Origin of the sequence: Gemmatimonas sp., from assembly GCF_044345575.1 — a bacterium.
Lineage (GTDB): Bacteria > Gemmatimonadota > Gemmatimonadetes > Gemmatimonadales > Gemmatimonadaceae > Gemmatimonas.
Window position 1 is genome coordinate 1 of the sequence record NZ_JBIJAW010000228.1, and the last position, 5,420, is coordinate 5,420.

At 64.2% G+C, this 5,420-nt stretch carries 5 protein-coding genes; 4 read left to right on the plus strand and 1 reads right to left on the minus strand.

The window, feature by feature from the left end:
• The 4 genes from ACIQ6O_RS12250 to ACIQ6O_RS12265 all read left to right on the plus strand — a co-directional run.
• Positions 1–260, plus strand: a 260-nt coding sequence (locus ACIQ6O_RS12250) for an RNA polymerase sigma factor (RefSeq protein ID WP_396208075.1), incomplete at its 5' end; no start/stop codon positions are given.
• On the plus strand, positions 257–520 hold the full coding sequence (locus tag ACIQ6O_RS12255; protein ID WP_396208076.1) for a zf-HC2 domain-containing protein: 264 nt from the start codon (positions 257–259) through the stop codon (positions 518–520). The genes ACIQ6O_RS12250 and ACIQ6O_RS12255, both read left to right, overlap by 4 nt.
• A gap of 51 nt (positions 521–571) precedes the next feature.
• Positions 572–2,746 carry a DPP IV N-terminal domain-containing protein gene (locus tag ACIQ6O_RS12260; RefSeq protein WP_396208077.1) on the plus strand — a complete coding sequence of 725 codons (2,175 nt, stop codon included), beginning with the start codon at positions 572–574 and terminating at the stop codon, positions 2,744–2,746.
• Between the two features lie 47 nt (positions 2,747–2,793).
• Positions 2,794–4,287 carry an ATP-binding protein gene (locus tag ACIQ6O_RS12265; RefSeq protein WP_396208078.1) on the plus strand — a complete coding sequence of 498 codons (1,494 nt, stop codon included), beginning with the start codon at positions 2,794–2,796 and terminating at the stop codon, positions 4,285–4,287.
• Positions 4,288–4,376: 89 nt separating this feature from the next.
• Here the strand turns inward: ACIQ6O_RS12265 and ACIQ6O_RS12270 are convergent.
• Positions 4,377–5,420: amidohydrolase family protein (locus ACIQ6O_RS12270; RefSeq protein ID WP_396208079.1), on the minus strand; the 1,044-nt coding region annotated here is incomplete at its 5' end.

Sequence of the window (5,420 nt, forward strand, 5' to 3'; positions counted from 1 at the left end):
CGACAGAAGAAGATCGGGCGGAACTCCTGCATCGTGCGCTCGCCCTGTTGCCGATCGAGGAGCGAGCGGTACTCACCCTGCGGGAGCTCGACGGATTGAGCGGCGAAGAAACTGCGGCGGCGATGCACCTCTCGCTCGCCGCGATGAAGAGTCGGTTACACCGCGCGCGCATCCATCTGGCGGCGCTCACGCGACAGCTCGCGGCCGACGAGCAGCGTGAGACCAGCCGTCCCCGGGCACGAATCGGAGGTACGCCATGATCAACACCGCACTCGAGACCATCGTCGCCGGTGTGCGATGCCGCGAGGTACTGGCCGACCTGTCGGAGTATCTCGATGGCACGCTCCCATCGTCTCGTGTGGAAGCGTTGCAGGCGCACTTGGCTGGCTGTGACAACTGCGCCGGGTTCGGTGGGCACATCGCCGACACGCTCGCGGCCCTGCGGCAGAACGATGCACCATTCGCGCGCGACCTGACCACCCTAGTCCTCGCACGCATCGGAGGTGGACTTTCACCCTGAGCGTCGCAAGGCGAGCTTTAGGGGTTGGCTTCTCCTACCCCTTTCCCTACGATGCGTCGCTCAGTCCTCCTGACCGCCGTCGCGGTTATCGCGCCTTTCACGGTAGCCCAGGCGCAGTCGCGCGTGATCACGGCCGCCGACTACGCCCGCGCTGAGAAGTTCCTCGGCTTCAATACGCAAACGCTCGTCTCCAACACCGGTGTGCAGCCGTCGTGGCTGCCCGATGGCCGGTTCACCTATCGCGTCCGGCAGCCCGATGGCTCGCAGCCGATCATGCTGGTGAACGCGAAGGGCGTGAAGACGAATTGCGCGACGGCCAACGCCCAGTGCCCTGCGGCGCCCGCCGCATCCACGGCACGCAACCGGACGCGCGCGCCGGAAGTCCTGTCACCCGACGGGAGCAAGGCGGCGTTCATTCGCGACTGGAATCTCTGGGTGCGCGACGTCGCCACGAACGCCGAAACGCAAGTCACCACCGACGGCGTGAAGGACTTCGGCTACGCCACCGACAACGCCGGTTGGGTGCACAGTGACCGTGCGGTGCTGCTCTGGTCGCCCGATTCGAAGAAGATCGCCACGTTCCAGCAGGACCAGCGCAAGACGGGGGAGATGTACCTCGTGCGCTACAAGGTGGGACACCCCGAGTTGATGCAGTGGAAGTACCCGCTCCCGGGCGACAGTGCGGTCACGATGATCGAACGGGTCGTCGTCGACCTGTCGGGGACAACGCCGAAAGTCGTGCGCTTCAAGATGGCGCCCGATCAGCATCGCAGCTCGGTGTGCGACCACATCAACTGCGGTGGCAAGCTCGCGGACACCGAGTGGTTCCCCAACGGGAGCATGGTGGCGTTCCTCAGCAACTCGCGCGACCACAAGGTGGCCACGCTGCGTGTAGCCGATGCCGCAACGGGCGACGTGCGCGATGTGTTGCGTGAGGAAGTGGCCACGCAGTTCGAAAGCGGCGATGGCGAGCAGAACTGGCGCGTACTCCCCGGCAGCAACGAGGTCCTCTGGTTCTCTGAGCGTGACGATTGGGGACAGCTGTATCTGTACGATCTCACCACGGGCAAGCTGAAGAACCAGATCACGACGGGCGAGGGCACAGTGCTCGACGTCGTGCGCATCGACGAGAAGACGCGTACGGTGTGGTTCAACGCGGCCGGCAAGGAGAAGGGGCGTGATCCGTACTTCCGCCACCTCTACCGCGTGGGCTTCGACGGGAAGGGCCTCACGCTGCTCACCCCCGAAGATGGTGATCACGTCGTCTCGCTGTCTCCCACGGGGACGCACTTCGTGGATAGCTGGTCGCGTCCGGATGCACCGCAGACGGCGGTGCTGCGCGACGCGAAGAGCGGCAAACTCATCGCGACGCTCGAACAGGGAGACATCAGCCGTCTGCTCGCCACCGGCTGGAAGGCGCCCACGCGCATCACCGTGAAGGATCGTGACGGCAAGTGGGACCTATATGGCCTCATGTGGACGCCCACCACGCTTGATTCGACCAAGAGGTACCCGATCATCAACTACATCTACCCCGGCCCGCAGGGTGGATCGGTGGGTAGCCGGCAGTTCACCGCGGCCACGCGCGACAACCAGGCGCTCGCCGAGCTCGGGTTCATCGTCGTGGCCATCGACGGTACCGGGAATCCCACCCGCTCCAAGTCGTTCCACGATGCCTACTACGCCCGTATGGGGGACAACACGCTCCCCGATCAGATCGCGGGCATGAAGCAGCTCGCGCAGCGCTACCCGTTCATCGATCTCGACAAGGTGGGGATCTGGGGACACTCGGGCGGTGGCTTCGCCACGGCGGGCGCGCTGTTCCGCTATCCCGACTTTTTCAAGGTGGGCATTTCGGAGTCGGGCAATCACGACAACCGCAATTACGAAGACGACTGGGGTGAGCGCTATCATGGCCTGCTCACCAGGAACGGCACGAGCGACAACTACGATGCCGAGGCCAATCAGACGCTCGCGAAGAACCTGAAGGGCAAGCTGCTGCTCGCCCATGGCACGCTCGACGATAACGTGCCGCCCGACAACACCTATCTGGTGGTCGACGCGCTGATCAAGGCCGGCAAGGACTTCGACCTGCTGATGATCCCCAACGCGGCCCACGGCTTCGGGGCGGCAACGAACTACATGATGCGCCGACGCTGGGACTACTTCGTCCAGCACCTCCTCGGTGCCACGCCACCGAAAGAATACCAGATCGGCCCGAAATGATACGGGCGGCGACGCCGCGCATCCTCCAAACCATTGCTCGTTCTTCCGTGTCCACCACGCCGTCATTTCCGCTTCTGGAGCAGGTGCTCGCACGGGTCGATGATGTTGTCCTGATCACCGAGGCCGAACCCAGCCTGCGGCCGGGGCCGCGTATCGTGTTCGTCAACGCCGCCTTCGAGCGGATGACGGGATATGCAGCGACGGAGGTCATCGGGCAGACCCCGCGCGTCCTGCAAGGGGAGCGCACCAACCCGGCGATGCTCTACCAGCTGCACACGGCACTCAAGGCGTGGAAATCGACCCGCGTGCGGCTCACGAACTACCGCAAGAACGGTGTCCCGTTCGACGTGGAGTTCGACATCACGCCCATTGCCAACGAGACAGGCTGGTACACGCACTGGGTCTCCATTCAGCGCGACATCACCCACAGCAACGTGGCTGCCACGGTGATCGCCGAGAGCCAATCGCTCGAGGAGCTGCGCGCGGGGGTCTGCGCTGAGTTACGTGAATACACGGGCGCATGGGCCGTCTCGTGGTGCACCCGCCTGCCGGGCGATCGTCAGTGGCACGTGCACACCGAGGGCGAGATGCACATCGCGAATGCCGAGAGCCTCGAAACGGGGAACGCGGTATTCGTGCAGCGCGTCCCCACGACGGGCGGGCTGCTGGTCAAGCTCGCCGTGCGCACCAGTGGTGCGCCGCTCGACGAGTACAGTCGCGAACTCGTGGCCGCCGTCGCCGAACGTGCCGCGTCTGCGGCCGATCGTTTGTACGCCGTGATGCAGCGCGAGCGGGTGGAGCTGGCGCTCCGCAGGGCGGAGAAGCTCGAAGCCATCGGTCGCCTCGCCGGCGGCGTTGCGCATGACTTCAACAATCTGCTCACCGTCGTCGTGGGCAATGTGGAATACATCAAGTCGGTACTCCCGCCGTCGCGGGATACTGATCCGTTCTTTGCGGAGACGTTGCGCGCCACGTCGCGCGCGCGCGATCTGATTCAACATCTGCTGTCGTTCGGGCGCCGTCGTCAGCTGACCCGTCAGCCATTCGAAGTTGGCACGGTGATTCAAGCCGTCGAATCACTCATGACACAGCAGACATCGAATGCCATGCGCATCACGACGGCGATCGAGGCGCCTGCTCCGGTGGTGACCGGTGATCCCGCCATGCTCGAGCAGGTCCTGATCAACGTCATCTCCAACGCGAACGAAGCCATCAGCAAGTCGGCGCGCCGCGGCCTCGGCGAGTTGCGCATTATCGCGTCCCGCACCACGCTCGACACGCCATTGGAAGACCGTATGGGCACGGTGCTGGCCCCTGGTCGCTATGTCGCCATCGACCTTATCGACGATGGGCCCGGCATGTCAGAGGAAGTGCGGGAACGCGCCATCGATCCGTTCTATACGACCAAGTCGGTGGGCGAAGGATCCGGACTCGGACTCTCCTCAGCCTATGGGCTCGTGGCCATCATGGGGGGCACGCTCCTGCTCGACGACGCCTCACCCCACGGTACGTGGGTGAGAGTGCTGCTGCCGGCATCCTGACACCTCCCGAAACGTCGAAACCCGAACCCGCGACCCGAAACTGATCAGTTCCGGGCCACGGGTTCGGGTTTTGCGTTTCGGGTGATGCCTTACGGACGAATGCCCGCGCCAGCGGTGGGTACCGTGTAGCTCCACGGCTGCTTCGGCATCGTCTTCTGACGCGGATGCAGCTCATCGAGCGTGTTCGCATCGAACAGGCGACCGTTCACCATTACCATACGCAGCGTGTTGGTGTTGCGGATGTTCACCAGCGGATCCTGATCGAGCACGAGCAGGTCGGCGAACTTGCCCGCCTCGAGGGAGCCGATCTCACCACCGAGCCCAATGGCTTCCGCTCCGACGATCGTCGCCGAACGCAGTGCCTCGTGGGTGCTCATGCCGCCGGCCTGCACCAGCCAGAGCTCCCAGTGCATGCCGAGTCCCTGCAGCTGGCCGTGACTGCCGACGCCGATGCGCCCGCCGCGCTCCACCGTCTTGGCAAGATCCTCGGCGTGCTGCCACATGGCATACTCCTCCTTCACGGCGAAGCCTGCAGGTCCGGGAGCATTACCGCTTCCACGACGGCGCACCTTGCTGTCGAAATCCACCGGATGCGTGAAGCGTCGCAGCTTGGCGTCGTTCAGCAGGTCCTCGGTCTGATAAAACCAGCCTTCGCCGAACGGACCACCGTACTCCACAATAAGCGTGGGGGAGTTGGTCACCTGCGTCGCCTTGTACCACTCGAACACGTCGTCGAACTTCGGCGTGATGGGCAATGTGTGCTCGATGCCCGGGTAGCCGTCGACGCCGTGGGTGATGTTGAGCTTCTGATCGAGCCCGCCCTCGGTCGTCGGCATGATGCCGAGTTCCTTCGCCGCCATAATGATCCACTGACGCTGCTGACGGTTGCCCGACATGTACATCTTGAGCGTCTTGGTGTCGTAATACTTGGCGTAGCGCGTGAGGATCTCCTTCGCGTGTTCGAGATCCCGTACCGGCTCGGCGCTGAAGACACCGGGGCCGGTCGTGTAGATGCGCGGCCCGATCATCTCGCCGTTCTCCACCCGATCACTGTACGAGAGGAAGTCGGTTGTGGCGGTCTGCGGATCACGCGTGGTGGTCGTGCCGTACGCGAGCGTGGCGAGGTACTGCCA